The following is a 20,269-nucleotide window of genomic DNA, read 5'->3' on the forward strand; positions in this document are numbered from 1 at the left end:
CCCCGAATATAAGAATTAATTAAGCAATTTTTTCCGCTTTATAATTTGAAACTGGATTCATAATTACATGGCGGGCCTCAATTAATTGTAATTCATAAGAATTTTTCTGATAAGTGATTGCCATCACGTCATGAACAGCATTTCCCATACGCTCAAAAGCGTCTAATTCGGATTGACCATTTAACATATTAGCAAGGAATAATCCTGCAGTTAAATCGCCCACACCTACAGGATGTTTAGCAAATGGATATAATGGGCGGCGAAGGCTCCATACACCTTCAGATGTTGCCATTAACATTTCAAATTTATCTTCGTCACGTCCTGCGGATCCTAAATGTTTCACGATAACAATTTTAGGGCCTTTAGTTAATAAATGTTGTACTGCAACAATGGCCTGATCGATATTTTCAACAGGCAAGCCACTAAGCTCGCGTAATTCCAGTAAATTTGGGGTAATAATATCTGCTTGTGGCATGGCGATATCAATTAATCCTTCACGCACACCACCAGCCACTACGCAACCTTTTTCTGCGTTGCCCATAACTGGATCACATAAATATAATGCATTAGGATTAACAGCTTTAACTTTTTGTGCGACTTTAATTATTTCTTCCACTTGTTCAGCCGAGCCAATGTAGCCTGATACAACAGCGTCGCATTTGCTTAATTCGCCAATTTCATCAATACCGCGAACAATTTCACCAATTTGTTCTTTTGGGATAACCATGCCTGTCCATTTTCCATATTGGGTATGGTTGGAGAATTGCACTGTATTTAATGCCCATACATCAATACCATTTAGCTGCATAGGGAAGGTGGCAGATTTATTCCCTGCATAGCCAAAGACAACATGTGATTGAATGGAAAGTACATTTTTCATATCTAATCCTTTAAATTTGATATAGCATAAAAGTGCGGTTAATTTCACCGCACTTTTTAATCATTAACAATAACCGTAAGACATTAATCGCTGGTAACGGCGATCTAGTAAATCATCCGACGACAGTGCATTGAGATCCTCTAAATCTTGTTTAATGCGATCTTTTAAATTTTGCGCCATTTCCGCATAATTGCGATGAGCTCCACCTAATGGTTCAGGCACGACATTGTCAATTAATTCTAACTCTTTTAAACGATTTGCCGTTAACCCCATCACTTCTGCAGCGGTAGAAGCTTTGTCTGCACTTTTCCATAAAATAGACGCACAGCCTTCAGGTGAAATTACAGAATAGGTGCTATATTGTAGCATGTTCACTTTATCGCCAACGCCGATAGCCAACGCACCGCCAGAACCACCTTCACCAATCACCGTACAGATAACAGGTACTGTTAGCGTTGACATTTCGCGTAAATTACGTGCGATTGCCTCTGCTTGTCCTCGTTCCTCTGCACCAACACCTGGATAAGCTCCAGGAGTGTCAATGAACGTAATAATAGGTAATTTAAAGCGTTCAGCTAATTGCATTAAACGTAAAGCTTTACGATAGCCTTCAGGTGCTGGCATACCGAAATTACGCATTACTTTTTCTTTGGTTGAGCGACCTTTCTGATGACCAATAACCATCACAGGTTTGCCATCTAAACGCGCAATACCACCGATAATTGCTTTGTCATCTGCAAATGCACGATCACCAGCCAATTCTTCAAAATCAGTGAAAATATGCTGAATATAATCAAGAGTATAAGGGCGGTTTGGATGACGAGCCATACGAGAAATTTGCCACGCATCTAAGTTAGCAAAAGTCTTTTGCGTCAATTCCTCACTTTTCTTTTGTAAGCGTTTGATTTCATCATCAAGATTGATACTCTCATCATCACCAGATACTGAGCGTAATGATTCAATTTTTGCTTCTAATTCAGCGATCGGAAGTTCGAAATCTAAATATTCCTGGTTCATTTTTCTTCCTTAATATGAAAATTAGCCTAAAACACACCGCACTTTATCAGTAATTTGTTTACAGTGCAAACTTGTTCCATATTCTATGCTTTTTCAGGGGAAATTGCAGTATTTTTTCAGTGGTAGGAGGGGATAAAATAAAAGCTGCCAGAGGGCAGCTTTTGGACGTAACGTAAACTTAATTGTTGAACATCGCAGAAATAGATTCTTCGTTGCTAATACGACGAATCGCTTCTGATAACATGCCTGATAAAGTTAATACACGAACTTTACCTAATGCTTTAATTTCTGCACTTAATGGAATGGTATCTGTAACAACAATTTCATCTAAGGCTGAGCTTGCGAGGTTTTGTGCAGCAGTACCTGAGAACACTGCGTGGGTTGCATAAGCGAATACGCGTTTTGCACCACGTTCTTTTAATGCTTCTGCTGCTTTCATTAAGGTACCGCCTGTGTCGATCATATCATCAACAAGAATACAATCACGACCAGCAACATCACCAATAATATGCATTACTTGCGAAACGTTCGCTTTTGGACGACGTTTGTCGATGATTGCCATATCTGCGTCGTTTAATAATTTTGCAACAGCACGAGCACGTACAACACCACCAATATCAGGAGAAACAACGATTGGGTTAACTAAATCTGTTTTTTTCAAAATATCATCTAATAAAACAGGGGAACCAAATACGTTATCCACTGGCACATCGAAGAAACCTTGAATTTGCTCGGCATGTAAGTCACAAGTAAGTACGCGGTCAACACCTACGCTAGAAAGGAAATCAGCCACAACTTTTGCTGTGATTGGTACACGAGCAGAACGCACGCGACGATCTTGTCGAGCATAACCAAAATAAGGAATAACCGCAGTAATACGACCTGCAGAAGCACGACGTAATGCATCAACCATTACGATTAATTCCATTAGGTTATCGTTTGTTGGTGCACAAGTAGATTGAATGATAAATACATCACTACCACGTACATTTTCATTGATTTGTACTTGAATTTCTCCATCGCTAAAACGACCTACTGTTGCATCGCCTAATGATGTATAAAGACGTTCAGAAATTCGTTTAGCAAGTTCTGGTGTGGCATTACCAGCAAAGAGTTTTATGTCAGGCATTTTTAGTGAACCTCGGGGTTTATAGTTACAATATAAGGAAATAATTAAGCTTGCTGTTCAAGTTGATTAAGCAATATATGTAATGGCGAAATATTGCATCCTTGGGCAACAAAACCAGTAAAATGCGTTGGTTTCTGTGCAAAAACAGCTTGCGCTTGTTGTTCAGAGCTAAATTCTGCAAAAACACAAGCACCTGTTCCCGTTAATCTTGCAGGGGCATATTTTAACAACCAACAGAGTAATTCTTCAACCTCTGAATAATGATTTCTTACAACTTTTTCGCAATCGTTTACGTATGGCTCGGCTAATAGCGTTGCCATCTCTTTTTTCGGTGTGTCACGTGTTAAATTTGGATCTTGGAACACCTTGGCTGTCGAGATAGATACATCCGGTTTTAATACCACATACCATTTTTCATCAGGATAACAAGGCAGGATTTTTTCACCTACACCTTCTGCAACGGCAGCTCGTCCGTCAATAAATATAGGTACATCAGCCCCAAGTTGAATACCTAATGAGGCTAACTGTGGTAAAGACAGGTTGGTCTTCCACAAATAATTCAACGCTAACAATGTGGTTGCGGCATTCGATGAACCGCCACCAACACCACCGCCCATAGGCAGAATTTTATCTAAATGTATATTGGCGCCTAACTGGCAACCTGTTTCTTGTTGCAGCAGTTTCGCTGCGCGGTAAATGAGATTGTCTTCTTTTTTTAGATGAGGAATGTCTGGGCTAAGATGAATTTGATTATCTTCTCTTAAGCTAATGCTTAACCAATCGCCATAATCTAAAAATTGAAATAGAGTTTGTAATTCGTGGTAGCCATCAGCACGTTTGCCATTGATATATAAGAATAAATTGAGCTTGGCAGGACAAGGGAAACGAATTTCGTTCCCTTGCTTGAGGGCATTTATATCTGAAAGTGCGGTGGAAAATCGATAAGTTTTCATTAATATTTCCAATTATCGACCCGAATTTTTAAGGTTTGGGCATTATTTTTCAACAAAATATCTTTTGGTAACGCGGGTTGTTGCGTTTGATGATAAACCAGATAATCTGCAGTCCACATTGTCCCTTCTACTGGATAGCTAAAATTCGCTAAGTAATGATTCTCACCCACTTGGTATTGTGCCTGTTCATCAGGTTGACCTTTTAACCAAGTTGCTAAATGCTCTAATGGCACTTCCATTCCAATGATTTCTTTTAATAAATATTTGGCATCTGCTTCTGAACGTTTATTGCCTTTATTATCAGAAATTGTCATGCCGGCATTGTGCATTTGCAGCACAAGACTAGTAGAACTGATGGTGGAGTAGAGTTTAAGGGTATAATTATTGGCGGCATAATATTGCCATTCAAAGCGGCTTGAAAAACGTTCTTTTGCGCTGATGTAACCTAGTTGACCTTGTGCTTGATAGGTGTTGATTTTTTTGAGTTGAGCTAAATGTTGTTGCCAACGGAGATCGGATTTTTCAATGGTTTTTACGTCTTGTGGACGATGTTCACTAATATCTAAATTAGTACAGGCTGCCATAACAAATGCGGACAGCAAAACTGGCAGAAATTGAGGCGATTTCATAATATCATTGAGTTAAAAATAACAAGTCTGTATTCTACGAATTTATGCTGACTTAGTAAAGTGCGGTGTCATTTTTTGCCGTTTTAGTTAAGCAACGCTGAAAATTGAGCACGTAATTCAGGTTGTTTTGCTTTAATCGCCATTGTGCGACGTCTATTTAATTCATCTCGAATAGCTTGCTTTTGAAAGCCATCATTGATTACTTGTTGCACATCGACTTGTTTAGCCTGGTGGTAGCAAGCTAATAAATAGTCTTTCTGTGGGTAATTGCGTTGTTCAAATCCCGTTCTTCCCCTTGTATCTGCCATGCATACAGTGAGAAATTCTAAGAAACGTTGCGGTTTACGCCAGATATCAAACTGATTAAATAATTTCATAATGGTTTCGGCGCGTAACTCAAAGGCTTTGTGAACATGGGTATGATATTTGCAGCTTAGTTCGGCAAGTTCTTTGTAATAAGTCGGCACATTAAAACGACGGCAAAGTTGTCTTGTCGGCTGAATTCCTCTTTCTTCATGGCCATAATGATGAGGCAAAATAGATTTATCCGTCAGCGCTTTGCCTAAATCGTGGCAAACTGTGGCAAAACAAACCGCACTTTTATTGATATCTTCTGATGCACTGAGTTGTTTGGCTTGTTGCAATACCAACATCGTGTGTATAAAACTATCGACTTCCGGATGATGTTGAACAGGATTAGGCACACCATATAATGCGTCGAGTTCAGGGAAAAGGACCTTTAACGCCCCCGCTTGCCTTAATATTTCAAAATAAATTTGAGGATCTTTTTCATTAAGCGCTTTTTCTGTTTCCAGCCAGACACGTTCAGGCGTGAGATAATCAAGCTCTCCTTGTTGACTGAGTTGTTGCATCAATTCAAGGGTTTCTTCGGCAACGCGAAAACCTAAGTGATGAAATCGCGCAGCAAAGCGAGCGACACGCAACACGCGTAAAGGATCTTCAGCAAAAGCGGGAGAAACATGGCGTAAAATGCCTTGTTTTAAATCTTCCATGCCAGCATAGGGATCATGGTAATTGCCTTGCATATCTTGAGCGATGGCATTGATGGTTAAATCACGACGTTGTAGATCTTGTTCTAAACGAATATCAGGTGAAAAGTCGCAAATAAACCCAGTATAACCCGCACCTGATTTGCGTTCTGTGCGTGCTAAAGCATATTCTTCTTTACTGTCTGGATGAAGAAAAACAGGGAAGTCTTTGCCGACTTGAATGTAACCTTGAGAAAGGAGTTGTTGTGGTGTGGCACCAACTACAAGCCAATCACGATCTGTTATTGGCAAACCGAGTAATTGATCTCGAACGGCACCACCCACAAGGTAAATTTGCATGGCGATGGGCTCTTTATACCCAGCCATCTCTACGACGACGTTTTGGCATGATGAGTGGAATAATTAAGCCTAATAGTAAGCCTACGCCTAAAACAGATCCGCCATAAATAAACCATTGAATTGCAATTTCACGTTTGCCCGCATCGAGTAAGGCCTCTAAATCACGATTTTTATTTTTTGTGATTTCTAATTCGCGTTTTAATTGGGCATTTTCTTCTAATAGTTGGCTGCTACGTTGATCGCTATCTTTCGCGCGACGTTGCATTTCTACCGTTCTTTGTTGCCAATCCGCATCAATTTTGCTCAGTTTTAGGGTTAAGTCTTGCACTTGCGCTTTTAATTTTGGATTTTCATTTTTACTGCTTGGGGTAGAAGATAATTCAGAATTTAAGATCCAAGCTTCACGATGTTTACTGTCACGAATGAGTGAGTAACGATCTTGGCGATTTAGCACAGTCACTTCTTCGCCTGCTTGGATAGAACCTGCAATTTTAAAATTATCGCCTGCACCTTTACGTAAAAAAGTGTGTAAGTTTTCTGTTACATATTGTGTTTCTGCTTGAGCTGCTTGAATACCTGTACCTAATAATAAAATAGACAAAAGAAAGGTTAATCTTTTCTGCATTATGTCATCCTATGAGTTATGAGAAGAAAAAGTGCGGTATTTTTTACCGCACTTTTATTAAATTTAGCGGAAGATTGCATTTAACGCATAGTAAATGATAATCGCGAAGAATGCACCAGCTGGTAAAGTAACAATCCATGAGGCAATAATATTACGAATTACAGTTAGATTCAACGCAGCAATACCGCGTGCTAAACCGATACCAAGTACTGCACCCACTAAGGTTTGTGTTGTTGAAATAGGCAATCCTGTACCAGACGCGACCACAACGGTTGTGGCTGTGGCAAATTGGGCGGCAAATCCGCGACTTGGCGTTAAATCTGTAATGCCCGTACCAATGGTCGCCATTACTTTGTACCCCATAATGATCAAACCTGCAGCAATCCCTGCGGCACCTAATGGCAGAATCCACCAAGCTAATGGATTTTTCGCCATAATATCGCCACCACTTTCGATAATACTAACAACAGCAGCAAGAGGTCCGATAGCATTTGCAACGTCATTGGAACCATGAGCAAATGCCATTGCACAAGCGGTCATTAACATGAGAATACTAAATACGCGTTCAACGCCACCAAATACCCCTTTGCGTGCTTTTTTGATGAAGTTTCTGCTGCGGAAGTAGAAGTAACTGATTACAACGGAAATGGAACTTAAAGCTAAGGAAATTAATACGGTTTCGCCTTTAGATAGGTTAAGTCCAACGTGTTTCAATCCTTTAGATACGGTAACGATGATGAGAATAAAAACGGTTAAGCCCATAAAGTAAGGACCGAATTTTTGTGCGTTACGCAATGGGTTTTCTGTATCAAAAATGAGTTTTTGAATAATGAAAAAGATACCATATGCGAGCACACCAGCAATAACTGGGGTAATAAACCAGCTACCGACAATGCCACCAATCACGCCCCATTTTACTGCTGCAACGCCTGCGGTAACGCAAGCAAAACCAATGATAGCACCAATAATTGAATGGGTGGTGGACACTGGCCATCCCCAGCGGGAAGCGATGAGAAGCCAAGATCCAGAAGCAAAGAGCGCTGACATCATACCTAACACGAGAGTGTCAGGATGTGCGATAAAATCAGAAGCATCAATGATACCACTTTTAATAGTTTCGGTTACTTCTCCACCGGCTAAATAAGCACCGGAAGCTTCAAAGATTAATGCGATAATAATTGCTTGTTTTGCTGTAATGGTACCTGAACCAACAGAAGTACCCATTGCATTTGATACGTCATTTGCACCCACACCAAATGCCATAAAGAAGGCGAAGGCTGCAGTAATAATAATTAAAATTGTGCCATAGTTATTTAATAATTCCATCGTTGTTTCCTATTGGTTACAAGCTTTGGGAGGTCTTATCTTTTGCCAAAGATTAAGAACGCGCTAACATTAATTCAATACGAGATCCTACACGCTGGGCTTGATCGGCCAACACACCAATCCATTCAAAAATTTTGTATAGGAACATCACATCGATTGGATTATAACGATCTTCAATTTCACGTAGCATTAAACGTAATTTAATTTGCATTTGATCCGTATCGTCTTCAATTGTATCTAATTCGGTGATCATGTTATTCACAAAATGCAATTCACGTCCTCTAAAGCCGGTTTCTAGTAATTGATCCATTTCATCAATAACGCGATGGGCTTGTACAGTTGCGTCAAGGCTACGACATAAGAATGACATGAAATTTTCTTGTAATTCAGAAGGAATACCAAGGTTGCGTCCCACCATTCTGCCTGCAATATCTTTGGCGTAGTTAGCGAGCTTGTCTTGTTGGGTAACTAATTCTAATAAATCAGTTCGATCGATAGGTAAGAATAAACCGCGGGGTAATTTTAGACGAATTTCACGTTTTAACGTGTCTGCTCGGCGTTCTGTTTCAGAAATGCGTAAGCGTAATTCCTCTGCTTCCTGCCAGTTATTTGCAAATGTCGCTTCAAAGAAAGGAACTAACAAACTACAAGCTTCAGTAACCGTATCTGAATGTTGCTGCAGAGGCTTTAAAGGCGAATGCGCAAATAATCCTAAAATATTGTTGATTGCCATAAGGAACTCCAAGTGATTTAAGATAAATTGCGAGCATATTACAATATGTAAGTGAAAAACTCACGATTTAAATCAAAAAGATTTATAATATTGCAAGATTTTTCACCGCACTTCTATGCTAGAATGAAGTAGAAGATTGATTATAAAGGAAATAATAATGTCGAATGAAATTGAGCTAAAATTAGCCATTAGCAATGAGTTTGCTGAAAATATCCCCCAATTATTGACTGATTTCCACATTCTAAAACAGCAACATTCTAGTTTAGGCAACACTTATTATGATAGTGCTGATCGTCATTTTGCCCGTCATAAAATGGGGTTGCGTGTTCGTTCTGAAAATCAACAGTTTGAAATGACCTTAAAAACTGATGGCAATGTGACGGGTGGGTTACATGTTCGTCCAGAATACAATATGCCTTTAACGTCAAACCAACCTGATATAGAGAAATTATTGGCACTGAAAGAGTTCGATTTTCCTCAAAATTTAACCTTACAACCTATTTTTAGTACCGATTTTGAGCGTGATAGTTGGTTAATTGAATGTGGTCAGCATACGGAAATTGAAATTGCCTTGGATCGTGGCGAAATTATGGCGAATGGTCAGGTTTCACCGATTTGTGAATTAGAATTTGAACTAAAAAATGGTGAAGTACAAGATTTACTGACCTTTGTGGCAAATTTAGGCTTAATGAATGGTGTGCGTTTGAGTAGTGCGAGCAAAGCACAGCGCGGTTATCAATTAGCAAAAGGTGGCGTGCCAAGCTTAATTGATTGGATTGAAAAATGGCGCGATTTTCTAAAAACAGAACAAAGTGCGGTGAATTCTCGCCAAGTTTTAACCGCACTTTTAGTTCATGAACAGCAATTAATTGAAGAGACTATGTGTTTTGGTGGTGCGTTTTTTGCACAGGATTTTATGAAAACGGTTGAACGTGTTGGTGCTTTTTTCAACTTGTACCACCATTATTTAGAGAATGGAAAATTGCTGCAAGCTGCATGGCAAGAACAAATTGACGATGGCGTCCATCTGGACGAAAGTCTATTAGCAGATCTTTGGGAAGATCATCAATATTTATTTGAACATATTCGTGACATTATTCGTTTACATAGTGAAACAAAAGATAATACCTTAGCGATGAAAAAATTAGTTGAGCTATTAGTGCAACCACAATATGTTAAACGTATGATTAACTTAATGAAATTAACGGTGAAGTAAATGGCAAAAGCGCCAAAAACAGCTTATGTTTGTAATGATTGTGGAGCTGAGTTTTCCCGTTGGCAAGGGCAATGCTCCGCTTGTAAAGCTTGGAATACCATTAGTGAAGTGCGATTAGTATCGGCTAAGTCAGCGGTTAAAAATGATCGCTTTAGTGGATATGCAGGAGATACGCAGGCTAAAGTACAAACCTTAGCCGAAATTAGTTTGCAAGAAACACCAAGATTTTCCAGTGGATTTAATGAATTGGATCGTGTGTTAGGTGGTGGCATTGTACCAGGCTCGGCCATTTTAATTGGTGGTCATCCGGGCGCGGGAAAATCAACATTATTATTGCAAATGATGTGTGGTTTAGCGAAAAATTTGACCGCACTTTATGTGACAGGTGAGGAAAGTTTGCAACAGGTGGCAATGCGCGCCAATCGCTTAGGATTGCCGACGGATCGTTTACAAATGCTTTCTGAAACCTCCGTTGAGCAAATTTGTCAATTGGCGGATCAATTGAAACCGCAAATTATGGTGATTGATTCCATTCAAGTGATGCATTTGGCAGATATTCAATCTTCTCCTGGCTCAGTGGCACAGGTGCGTGAATGTGCTTCTTTTCTAACCCGTTATGCTAAAACCCGACAGGTTGCCATTATTATGGTAGGGCATGTCACTAAAGATGGAACACTTGCTGGTCCAAAAGTGTTAGAGCACGCCATTGATGCTTCTTTGTTATTAGAAGGGGAATCGGATTCTCGTTTTCGTACCTTGCGTAGCCATAAAAATCGTTTTGGTGCGGTGAATGAATTGGGCGTTTTTGCTATGACGGAGCAAGGTTTACGCGAAGTGAAGAATCCATCAGCGATCTTTTTAACCCGTAGCGAAGAGCAAATGCCCGGAAGTTCAGTGATGGTACTTTGGGAAGGTACAAGACCTTTATTGGTTGAAATTCAAGCCTTGGTTGACCACTCGATGTTAGGGAATCCTCGACGTGTTGCAGTGGGATTAGAACAAAACCGTTTAGCATTATTATTGGCGGTGTTACATCGTCATGGTGGTTTGCAAATGTCTGATCAGGATGTGTTTGTGAATGTGGTTGGTGGTGTCAAAGTGACGGAAACTAGCGCGGATTTAGCCTTATTACTAGCCTTAATTTCCAGTTTCAAAAATCGCCCTTTGCCACAGGATTTGGTTGTTTTTGGTGAAGTAGGATTGGCTGGCGAAATTCGCCCAGTGACAAGTGGACAAGAGCGAATTCACGAAGCAGCTAAACATGGCTTTAAGCGAGCTATTGTGCCTTTTGCTAATAAGCCAAAAAGTGCGGTACCAAATATGCAAGTTTTTACAGTGAAGAAGCTGTCCGATGCATTAACCATTTTAGATGATTTTTAACAAAAAAAGGTGCATGATTATGCACCTTTTTTATGTTACGGATATGTTATGAACGAGAAGTGTAATCGCCAACCGCCACCCATTTATAAGTAGTGAGTGCTTCTAACCCCATTGGACCTCTTGCATGCAGCTTTTGCGTACTTACTGCAACTTCTGCACCTAAGCCAAATTGTGCACCATCGGTAAATCTAGTGCTAGCATTAACATAAACTGCCGCAGCATCAACCTGAGCCACAAATTGTTGTGCTAATTTTTGCGATTCCGTTAGGATTGCCTCAGAATGTTGGCTGCCGTATTCACGAATATGCTCAATTGCTGCAACTAAATCTTCTACCACAACCACATTTAAATCTTTACTTAACCATTCTTGGCGCATCTCTTGGTCTTTTACTGGAACCACATTGGCACCGGCTTTTTCAAGAATAGAAAGTGCGGTGTGATCTGCATGAAATTTTACGTCTTTTGATTGCAAATGCTGTGCTAATTTAGGTAAAAATTCCTCGGCTATGCTACCTTGCACCAAGAGGGTTTCTAAAGTATTACAGGTGCTTGGACGTTGTGTTTTCGCATTTTCAATTACAGAAAGTGCCTTATTTTGATCCGCACTTTGTTCAACAAAGGTGTGGCAAACGCCAATGCCACCAACAATCACAGGAATAGTGGAATGTTGTTTGCATAATTCATGCAATCCAGCTCCACCGCGAGGAATTATCATATCAACATAGCGATCCAATTTGAGTAATTGCATCACCAAATCACGATTGGGATCTGTAATAGCTTGAACTGCCGCTTTTGGTAAGCCAGATTGTTGTAACGCATTTTGCACGACATCCACTAAAATTTGGTTTGAATGTTGGGTTTCTTTTCCTCCGCGTAAAATAACTGCGTTTCCTGTTTTTAAGCATAGGCTTGCTACATCAATAGTCACATTTGGGCGCGCCTCATAAATAGTGCCAACAACACCAAGCGGAACACGAATTCGCTCCAATTTTAAACCGCTGTCTAATACACCGCCATCAATGATTTTTCCCACAGGATCTGCCAAAGAAACCACATGACGAACATCATTAGCAATGCCTTTGAGGCGTTCTTCCGTCAATAACAAGCGATCAATAATTGCTTCGCTCAGTCCATTTTGTTTGGCTGCTTCAATATCTTTTGCATTGGCTGCGAGAATAGGATCCTTTTGTTGTTCTAATTGTTCTGCAATGCACAATAATGCGTGATTTTTTTCTTGTTGTGATAATTGGGACAGGATAAATGCCGCTTGTTTAGCAGCTTTTCCCATGGCAATTAAGTCGGTCATAATTATTCCTCTGAATGAAAGGCGGTTTGAATTTGTTGCCACAGATGACGTTTTTCTTTTCCATTTTGTTTTAACAATGGTAAATCAGGGCTTTGCCATAGACTCGTTACTTGGCTAAAGTGCGATAAAGTGCGGTCTATTTTTTGTTGATTTTGAGAGAGTAACCAATAGTGTACAGGTGTTGTTGTTTGCAAATGATCCACTTGGCTAAAATCAATTAACAGGCAATCCTTTACATTAATAGCAATGCTGCGTAGCACATCTTGAATAAAAGGTTCTTGCACAGACAGCGTTTGTTCAGCAACAATGATGAGTTTGATATTGTCAGCAACAGAAATATTCACCACGCCTTTTAACGCTTCTGGACGGCGCAATTGCCATTGTTTAATGCCCATTTCTTGCAATAAAAGATCGCGTCTATTCACTGATTTGCCCTTTGTTAATTGAGATGAAAAGCTATTGTAAAGGGGATTTTTCATTTCGTAAATAGCCGTTACAGATGGTGTATTGGTTATTTTGTGATTGAAAGCTATAATGCTCGCCAATTCTTTATTTTTTGTTATGGGACATTGTATGATTTCTGCAGAAAGCCAAGTGCTTGAACGTCATTTATCCTTTTTTGAGCAGAAAAAAGTGCTATTTGCTGGTGGGGTCAGAGATGATTTTCCTTTCAAACCAGCATTAAATGCACAATCTGTTAAAATTTGGTCTTGGTATTTTGATTATGCGAGAACGCAAAGTGCGGTGGATTTTTCCGTACTTTGTGATTCACAAGCAGATATGATCGTTTTTTATTGGACAAAAAACAAACAGGAAGTGCAATTCCAATTAATGCAATTGTTAGCAAATGCAAGTGAAAATCAGGAAATGTTGATTGTGGGCGAAAATCGCTGCGGTGTGCGTTCAGTGGAAAAAATGTTGGCGCCTTTTGGTGATATCGCGAAAATAGACAGCGCTCGTCGTTGCGGCTTGTACCATTTTTGTCTGAAAAATAAACCGCACTTTGACTTGCAAGATTATTGGAAAACCTATTCCCATCCTCAATTACAACCATTGAGCATATATAGTTTGCCGGGGGTGTTTAGTGCTGATGAACTTGATGGCGGAACAGCATTATTATTAACTACTTTGGATCGCCAAATAAGAGGTAAAGTGCTCGATCTTGGCTGTGGAGCGGGTGTCATTGGCGCAATGATTAAGCATAAATATCCAAAGGTAACATTGACAATGACTGACATTCACGCTATGGCAGTCGCTTCTGCACAAGAAACGTTACGTCAAAATAAGTTGGAGGGCAAGGTGCTTGCCAGCGACGTTTTTTCTGAACTGGATGTGCAAAATAAATTTGATTTGATCATTTCTAATCCACCATTCCATGATGGCATTGATACCGCTTATCAAGCGGTAACGAATTTAATTGAGCAAGCCAAATGGTATTTAAATTCGGGCGGAGAACTGCGTATTGTTGCTAATAGCTTTTTGCCTTATCCTGATTTATTAGATCGCTATTTCGGTAGTCATCAAGTATTAGCACAAAATAATAAATTTAAAGTATATTCGGTGAGAGCCTAGAAAAAAGTGCGGTGTTTTTCACCGCACTTTTTGTTTGCATTTACGTTGATTAAATTGCGCCACCAATACCAATAAATAATCCTGCAATGGCGCCGCTCATTAAGTTAGACATAGAACCTGCAATCACCGCTCTAATACCTAAACGAGCGATATCACTGCGGCGATTTGGTGCCATGCCACCTAAGCCACCAATTAATACTGCAATGGAACCGAGATTTGCAAAGCCACATAATGCAAAGGAAATAATGGCGACGGTTTTCGCACTGAGTTGTACTGGCGCATCGGCAGTCAGATATTTACTGAAGTCTGCGTAAGCAACAAATTCATTTAACACAATTTTTTGCCCAATCATCGAACCTGAAATGTGTGCTTCTTCCCAAGGTACACCAATTGCCCAAGCTAATGGCTTGAAGGCATAACCTAATAAGGATTGCATCGTCACGTCGGTATAACCGAATAAACTCGCAATACTACCAATTCCCCAGTTCAACATGGCGATCAAGGCAACAAAGGCAAGTAGGATCGCACCAATATTTAACACTAATTGAATGCCAGATATTGCACCACCAGCCGCTGCTTCAATAATATTTGCCGGTTTTTCTTCATCCGTAATGGTAATGTTATCTTGCACTTTTTCTGTTTGTGGGCAGAGTAGTTTTGCGAATAATAAACCGCCCGGAGCTGCCATGAATGAAGCTGCGATTAAATAGGGGAGTGGCACACCCATATTGGCGTATCCTACTAATACAGAACCAGCAACTGAGGCTAATCCCCCCGTCATTACAGCAAATAATTCGGATTGTGTCATATTATTGATAAATGGTTTAACTAAAAGCGGAGCTTCAGTTTGACCCACAAAAATATTTGCTGCAGCAGATGTTGATTCTGCTTTAGAGGTTTTTAGGATTTTTTGTAATCCGCCACCTAAAATTTTAATCACAAATTGCATAATGCCGAGGTAGTAAAGCACAGAAATGAATGCTGAGAAGAAAATGATTGGCGGCAGTACACGAAAGGCAAAGACAAAACCACCATCACCAAAAACTTCAAACATTTTCGGGCTGACTAAACCGCCGAATAAGAATTTAATGCCTTCGCTACTGAAATCAATAATTTTGTTCATTGCTGATGACGCGGACATTAAGGCATCTCGCCCGACAGGAAAGTAAAGAATTAGTGCGCCAATACCAATTTGGATGGCAAATGCGCCTAATACGGTGCGGTAATTAATCGCTTTTTTATTATTGGATAGCAAAAATGCGATCAATAAGAGTACAAATATACCAAATAGACTGTTTAATATACTCATGGGGACCTCAATACGAAAGAAATCAACGTTGGGCGCAATTCTACCTTATTTTGAGTGAAATAGGATCTTTCTATATGAAACTTTTATACTAATTTGAGAACTGCCATTTTCTTTTGGCAAAAGACAATGTTGGATAGCTTGTAAGTGTCTCTAAATAGGGCTGATTTGTGAGAAAATGGATTTTCTGATATAATATTCTGGATTATTAATTTTTTTAGGAGAAAATATCGTTTTGTTTCATAAATCCTCTTTAAAATCATCTTTTAACCCTTTCGTTATTTCCACGACATTATTTCTTGTTATTTTATTAGTCGCTTTTACCCTTGTTGCACCAGATGCTATGCAGTCAGGATTAAACTGGGCTAAACAAGGTATTTTTGACCATTTTAGTTGGTTCTATATTTTATCTTTTTCTATTTTCCTCGGATTTTTAATTGTTTTATCTGTCAGCCGCTTTGGTGCTATTAAATTAGGTAGCAATGAAGAAGAACCTGAATTTTCGTTTCTTTCTTGGTTAGCAATGTTATTTGCTGCTGGTATGGGGGTTGGCTTGATGTTCTTCGGTGTTGCCGAGCCACTCACTCATTATTCTTCAGATATTACTGTTGGTTCTGCTGGTCAGCAACAGCAACAAGCCTTATTACATACCGTTTTTCACTGGGGAATTCATGCTTGGGCAGTTTATGCAGTTATTGCCCTCGCTTTAGCTTATTTCGGTTTCCGTTATAAATTGCCTTTAGCGCTGCGTTCTTGTTTTTATCCTTTATTGAAAGATCGTATCAATGGCAAATTAGGGGATTTAATTGATATTGTTGCTTTAATAGCAACACTTTTCGGTATTATTACAACACTCGGTTTTGGCGCGGCGCAATTAAGTGCAGGTTTAGTGCAAATAGGTTTATTATCAGAAAGTAATTTTGCTATTCAAACTGGTATTATTGTTATTGTCATGGGATTAGCGGTTTTTTCTGCTATTTCTGGCGTGGGCAAAGGCGTTAAATTACTCAGTGAAATTAACTTAGGATTAGCTTTCACATTAATGTTATTTGTGTTGATTGCGGGTCCTACACTTTATTTATTGTCTTCTTTTAGTGATAACTTAGGCACATATTTAAGTAATATTATTTCTTTTAGTTTTAAAACCTATGTTTATGATAGTGAACATACGGGCTGGTTCACTGGTTGGACCGTACTTTATTGGGCTTGGTGGTGTTCTTGGGCTCCATTTGTAGGGCTTTTTATCGCGCGTATTTCTCGTGGACGTACAATTCGTGAATTTATTTTTGGTGTATTAGCCATTCCAAGTCTTTTCTGTATTTTATGGTTTACTGTTTTTGGTAATTCAGCGATTTGGTTAGATGATAACATTGCTAATGGTGCGTTAAGTCAGCTTACTTCATCGCCAGAAATGTTATTATTCCGTTTCTTAGACTATTTCCCATTATCAACGCTGACAAGTGTAGTTGCATTGGTGATTATTTCCTTGTTTTTCATCACTTCTGCGGATTCAGGCATTTATGTATTAAACAATATCGCTTCTCGTGATAAAAGTTTGGTTTCACCAAAATGGCAAGCGGTGATGTGGGGCTGTTTAATGTCAGCAGTTGCTATTACATTAATCAAAACAGGTGGATTAGCAACCTTACAAACCATGACATTAATTGTTGCTTTGCCTTTTGCCATGCTAATGCTGGTGATGTGTGTGAGTTTATGGAAAGGCGCAAAAGCGGATAGCCAATATTTTGAAGCAAAAGTGACACCAACCAGTATTTTCTGGACTGGCGATTCTTGGAAAGAGCGTTTAGGTCAAATGTTAAACCAAACGCAAGAAAAAGATATTTTAAAATTCTTGAAACGTAAAGCTTTGCCTGCTATGAGAGAATTACGCCAAGAATTGATTGATGTGCATAATTTAAATGTGGAAGTTATTGAGTTATTTGATAATGAGCCCGCAGTAGAAATTCACATTAAGAAAGAATCAATGAGAGATTTTATATATGGTATTAAATCTGTCGCGAAAGAGGTGTCAGATCAGTTGATTAATGACGATAATCTACCTCATATTCAACATGCGGTGACTTATGAGCCAATTACTTATTTCTTTGATGGACGAACAGGCTATGATGTTCAATATATGTCAAAAAATGAGTTAATCGCCGATGTGTTAAAACAATATGAACGCTATTTAGGCTTGCTTGATAATGTAGGGCAAGAGCTGATGTCTCATGAGCAAACAGAATTAGCAGAGTAACTTAATTGGCCGCATAAAAAAGTGCGGTCAATTTTTCATTAATTTATTTTCTCATTGGGAACATTTTCTTTTATATTTTGTCTAAGCAATGTATTTCAACAAACCAATAAGGTAACAATATGAATGTTAATGACATTTTAGGTGTGGTATTAAGTACAGCAAAACAATCAGCTGAAAATGTAAGAAGACCGAGTGAAACCCCATCAGATATGATTAATAAAATGGGTGGTGGTGCCGCTTTAGCGGGTATTCTATCAATGGTGCTTGGCCGTAATGGTGGTGCAGGTTTAACGAAATTAGGCTCTTTAGCGGTATTAGGTAATTTAGCTTATCAAGCATACCAAAATTATCAAAAAAGCCAAATGTCAGCTAGCCAATTAACTGAAAGTGATTTTGATTCAATGCCATCAACAGCAACGAATGAAAAAAGCATGGTGATTTTACGTACTATGATCGCTGCTGCTTTATCTGATGGTGATTTAGATGAGCAGGAACAAGCTTTAATTGAGCGTGAAAGTGGTGATAACCCAGAATTACAACAGTGGTTAATTAATGAAATCCAACGCCCAATTTCTGTTGAAGAAATTGCCCAAATTGTTGGTCGTGATATGGCATTAGCGAGCCAAGTTTATTTAGCGGCAAGAGTGGTATGTAAAGAACTTTCTCGTAAAGAAATTGTTTTCCTTTCACAACTCGCTGAGGCATTACATTTAGATGATGCATTAGTTGAGCAATTGGAAAAACAAGCTGGATTTTAAAATATAACTTCAAATAAGTTTAAAAAAGGGACGAAAGTCCCTTTTTTATTGCTAAATTTGGAGCAATGTTGTCAATTTGTGACCTTGATCAGAGATTACCTACCTATTTTCTATTAGAATATAATTATTAAAATTAATTTGAGGTATTTATGAAAATCATACAACAGCTCTATCAAGGAAAAAGCCGCATTATTGGTCGTAATGCATTATTTTTTATTTTTTCTGTGATCTTCGCTGTCTCAATGACAGTTCTGCTTTCTGATTCATCTTTCACATCTATTCAGAATTACGTTCTTTTCTTATTATTTCTAGCAATTTCTTTGTGGGTAACCGAAGCAATTCCAGCGTTCTCAGTCAGTATTTTAATTGTGGGTTTCCTTGTTCTTGTCATGGGGAAAAGTGAGGCTCATGATGCAATTCAATATTTACAGACTTGGTCAGATAGTGTTATCTGGTTGTTTTTAGGTGGTTTTTTCTTAGCGGAAGCGATGAAAAAAACGCAATTGGACTTGCTATTATTGAAATCTGTGTTGCCAAAATTTGGGCAAAAGCCGGTGAATGTATTATGGGGGCTAATGTTATTAACCGCAGTCATGTCGATGTTAATGAGTAATACGGCAACAACTGCAATGATGATCGCAACTATCAGTCCATTATTCACCCGATTAGACAGTGAATCTAAATTATCTAAAGCACTCTTATTAGGAATTCCTGCTGCAGCTTCCGTTGGGGGAATGGGGACGATCATTGGTTCAGCACCTAATGCTATTGCGGTGGGGGCGTTAGATAAATTAGGTCATCCAATTTCATTTTTAGAATGGATGATGGTGGGGACGCCACTTGCTCTTGTGTTACTTTTTGTTTTTTGGCGTGTATTAGTCATCAAATATCAAGTCAATAAAGAACAAAATCTCGACTTTAGCTTTTTAAATGAAACCAATACAAAAATACCAACAGTCCAAGAAAATTTTGATAAATTAATCGTTATTGTTATTTTAGCGGTTACCTTGTTCTGTTGGTTGACTTCTAAATTAATTGGTATTCCCGTTGCGGCAGCATCAGGAATTCCAATTGTGTGCTTAACTATGTTTGGTATTTTAGATGCCAAAGACATACGTCAATTGCCATGGGATACTTTAATGTTAGTTGCTGGTGGCTTGGCGTTAGGATTGGCGATTGAAGAACAGCGTATTGCTGCGCATTTCGTTGAACAATTAAGCAATGTTCAAGTGAGCTTTATGATGTTGTTATTTATCTTCGGTTTTATCACTGTGATTTTATCGAACTTTATGAGTAACACTGCAGCGACGACAATTCTTATTCCTATGGGGGTATCCTTATTAGCAATGGTAAATAGTACGGATGTCAATCCAGTTATATTACCTCTTGTGATCGGTTTAAGTGCTTCTTGTGCTTTATTCTTACCTGTATCAACTCCACCAAATGCGATTGCATTTAGTACGGGATTAGTCAAACAAGCAGAATTCCGTTTAGGTGGGGTTGTTATCGGCTTATTAGGTCCAATTCTGAGTATTGCTTGGGTATTATTAATTTATTTATTATTCTAGTTCTTAGTTGATAACAGTAAAAAGTGCGGTGAAAAAGAGTAAAGATTTTCACCGCACTTTTTTGTTGCTTATGTCTTGTTTTTGACTTGCCAAATAAATATTTGCAATCAAGATTGCTTTATAGCATAATGCACAGCCTAAGCCGTTGGCTTAGTTCAATGGAAACCTTCTCGGTCTCTCGCAATGGTGTCTGGTTTACTCGGTCAGGTTCGGAAGAAAGCAGCCAAAGTCAGAATTTCTGTGTGCCGAGAATTCGCTGGGAAGGTTT

General features: G+C 39.0%; 18 protein-coding genes and 1 other RNA gene. 7 read left to right on the forward strand and 12 right to left on the reverse strand.

Annotated features, from left to right (window positions below):
* Positions 1–19: 19 nt before the first annotated feature.
* The 9 genes from pdxY to ACUXZ4_RS05475 form a co-directional block, all read right to left on the reverse strand.
* On the reverse strand, positions 20–880 hold the full coding sequence (gene pdxY / locus ACUXZ4_RS05435) for a pyridoxal kinase PdxY (protein WP_464972212.1): 861 nt from the start codon (positions 878–880) through the stop codon (positions 20–22).
* 63 nt (positions 881–943) lie between these two features.
* A complete protein-coding gene (gene accA, locus ACUXZ4_RS05440; RefSeq protein ID WP_464972213.1) occupies positions 944–1,897 on the reverse strand; it encodes an acetyl-CoA carboxylase carboxyl transferase subunit alpha in 954 nt (317 codons plus the stop codon).
* Between the two features lie 178 nt (positions 1,898–2,075).
* Positions 2,076–3,026, reverse strand: a complete 951-nt coding sequence (locus ACUXZ4_RS05445; protein ID WP_464972214.1) for a ribose-phosphate pyrophosphokinase — start codon at positions 3,024–3,026, stop codon at positions 2,076–2,078.
* Positions 3,027–3,070: 44 nt separating this feature from the next.
* Positions 3,071–3,979, reverse strand: coding sequence for a 4-(cytidine 5'-diphospho)-2-C-methyl-D-erythritol kinase (ispE, locus tag ACUXZ4_RS05450; RefSeq protein WP_464972215.1), 909 nt, complete (start codon positions 3,977–3,979; stop codon positions 3,071–3,073).
* Positions 3,979–4,608: a lipoprotein insertase outer membrane protein LolB gene (gene lolB / locus ACUXZ4_RS05455; RefSeq protein WP_464972216.1), complete on the reverse strand. Its 630-nt coding sequence runs from the start codon at positions 4,606–4,608 to the stop codon at positions 3,979–3,981. Before lolB ends, ispE begins: the two co-directional genes overlap by 1 nt.
* Before the next feature lie 83 nt (positions 4,609–4,691).
* The gene (locus ACUXZ4_RS05460; RefSeq protein WP_464972217.1) at positions 4,692–5,957 is read right to left on the reverse strand and encodes a multifunctional CCA addition/repair protein; all 1,266 of its coding nucleotides are present in this window, start codon (positions 5,955–5,957) and stop codon (positions 4,692–4,694) included.
* 13 nt (positions 5,958–5,970) lie between these two features.
* Positions 5,971–6,582 carry a TIGR04211 family SH3 domain-containing protein gene (locus ACUXZ4_RS05465; protein ID WP_464972218.1) on the reverse strand — a complete coding sequence of 204 codons (612 nt, stop codon included), beginning with the start codon at positions 6,580–6,582 and terminating at the stop codon, positions 5,971–5,973.
* A gap of 63 nt (positions 6,583–6,645) precedes the next feature.
* Positions 6,646–7,908: an inorganic phosphate transporter gene (locus ACUXZ4_RS05470; protein ID WP_464972219.1), complete on the reverse strand. Its 1,263-nt coding sequence runs from the start codon at positions 7,906–7,908 to the stop codon at positions 6,646–6,648.
* A 52-nt stretch (positions 7,909–7,960) separates the two neighbouring features.
* Positions 7,961–8,641, reverse strand: coding sequence for a TIGR00153 family protein (locus ACUXZ4_RS05475; RefSeq protein ID WP_464972220.1), 681 nt, complete (start codon positions 8,639–8,641; stop codon positions 7,961–7,963).
* Positions 8,642–8,798: 157 nt separating this feature from the next.
* Here ACUXZ4_RS05475 and ACUXZ4_RS05480 point away from each other — a divergent pair, with 157 nt between their 5' ends.
* Both ACUXZ4_RS05480 and radA read left to right on the forward strand, forming a co-directional pair.
* Entirely contained in the window at positions 8,799–9,857 is a 1,059-nt protein-coding gene (locus tag ACUXZ4_RS05480; protein WP_464972221.1) for a CYTH domain-containing protein, read from the forward strand.
* A complete protein-coding gene (radA, locus tag ACUXZ4_RS05485; RefSeq protein ID WP_464972222.1) occupies positions 9,858–11,237 on the forward strand; it encodes a DNA repair protein RadA in 1,380 nt (459 codons plus the stop codon).
* Between the two features lie 46 nt (positions 11,238–11,283).
* Here the strand turns inward: radA and proA are convergent, their stop codons facing one another.
* Positions 11,284–12,543: a glutamate-5-semialdehyde dehydrogenase gene (gene proA / locus ACUXZ4_RS05490; RefSeq protein ID WP_464972223.1), complete on the reverse strand. Its 1,260-nt coding sequence runs from the start codon at positions 12,541–12,543 to the stop codon at positions 11,284–11,286.
* Positions 12,544–12,545: 2 nt separating this feature from the next.
* Entirely contained in the window at positions 12,546–12,968 is a 423-nt protein-coding gene (locus ACUXZ4_RS05495) for a DNA polymerase III subunit psi (protein WP_464973996.1), read from the reverse strand.
* 148 nt (positions 12,969–13,116) lie between these two features.
* Here ACUXZ4_RS05495 and rsmC point away from each other — a divergent pair, with 148 nt between their 5' ends.
* Positions 13,117–14,115, forward strand: coding sequence for a 16S rRNA (guanine(1207)-N(2))-methyltransferase RsmC (rsmC, locus tag ACUXZ4_RS05500; RefSeq protein ID WP_464972224.1), 999 nt, complete (start codon positions 13,117–13,119; stop codon positions 14,113–14,115).
* 49 nt (positions 14,116–14,164) lie between these two features.
* On the opposite strand, the gene ACUXZ4_RS05505 is transcribed toward rsmC, so the two are convergent.
* Complete coding sequence (locus ACUXZ4_RS05505; RefSeq protein WP_464972225.1) at positions 14,165–15,424, reverse strand: NupC/NupG family nucleoside CNT transporter; 1,260 nt, start codon at positions 15,422–15,424, stop codon at positions 14,165–14,167.
* Positions 15,425–15,656: 232 nt separating this feature from the next.
* On the opposite strand from ACUXZ4_RS05505, the gene ACUXZ4_RS05510 reads away from it, so the two are divergent.
* The 4 genes from ACUXZ4_RS05510 to ffs all read left to right on the forward strand — a co-directional run bounded on the left by ACUXZ4_RS05510 (position 15,657) and on the right by ffs (position 20,267).
* Positions 15,657–17,675, forward strand: coding sequence for a BCCT family transporter (locus ACUXZ4_RS05510; protein ID WP_464972226.1), 2,019 nt, complete (start codon positions 15,657–15,659; stop codon positions 17,673–17,675).
* A 119-nt stretch (positions 17,676–17,794) separates the two neighbouring features.
* Positions 17,795–18,433: a tellurite resistance TerB family protein gene (locus ACUXZ4_RS05515; protein WP_464972227.1), complete on the forward strand. Its 639-nt coding sequence runs from the start codon at positions 17,795–17,797 to the stop codon at positions 18,431–18,433.
* A gap of 242 nt (positions 18,434–18,675) precedes the next feature.
* Positions 18,676–20,001, forward strand: coding sequence for an SLC13 family permease (locus ACUXZ4_RS05520; protein WP_464973997.1), 1,326 nt, complete (start codon positions 18,676–18,678; stop codon positions 19,999–20,001).
* Between the two features lie 167 nt (positions 20,002–20,168).
* An RNA gene (ffs, locus tag ACUXZ4_RS05525) (signal recognition particle sRNA small type) lies at positions 20,169–20,267 on the forward strand.
* The last annotated feature ends 2 nt before the right edge of the window (positions 20,268–20,269 follow it).

The organism is Reella acinonychis, assembly GCF_052828705.1.